Below are 584 nucleotides of genomic sequence, written 5' to 3'. Positions count from 1 at the left end.
GACGACGACGACGACGACGACGACGACGACGACGACGACGACGACGACGACGACGACGACGACGACGACGACGACGACGACGACGACGACGACGACGACGACGACGACGACGACGACGACGACGACGACGACGACGACGACGACGACGACGACGACGACGACGACGACGACGACGACGACGACGACGACGACGACGACGACGACGACGACGACGACGACGACGACGACGACGACGACGACGACGACGACGACGACGACGACGACGACGACGACGACGACGACGACGACGACGACGACGACGACGACGACGACGACGACGACGACGACGACGACGACGACGACGACGACGACGACGACGACGACGACGACGACGACGACGACGACGACGACGACGACGACGACGACGACGACGACGACGACGACGACGACGACGACGACGACGACGACGACGACGACGACGACGACGACGACGACGACGACGACGACGCGCGCGCGTACGACGACGACGACGCGACGCGACGACGCGCGCGCGCGCGACGACGACGTCGCGTCGCGCGCGCGCGCGCGCGACGACGACGCGCGCG

1 protein-coding gene is annotated in these 584 nt (G+C 69.3%); it reads left to right on the top strand.

Translation table 11 applies throughout. From position 1 onward, the window contains the following. Positions 1 to 584: hypothetical protein (locus A949_RS39785; RefSeq protein ID WP_019358598.1), on the top strand; the 584-nt coding region annotated here is incomplete at both ends.

The sequence above is a fragment of the Streptomyces sp. AA1529 genome, from assembly GCF_000280905.1.
Classification (GTDB): Bacteria; Actinomycetota; Actinomycetes; order Streptomycetales; family Streptomycetaceae; genus Streptomyces.
The sequence above is the reverse complement of the archived record's forward strand: the minus strand, read 5'-3'. Positions and strand labels throughout refer to the sequence as shown.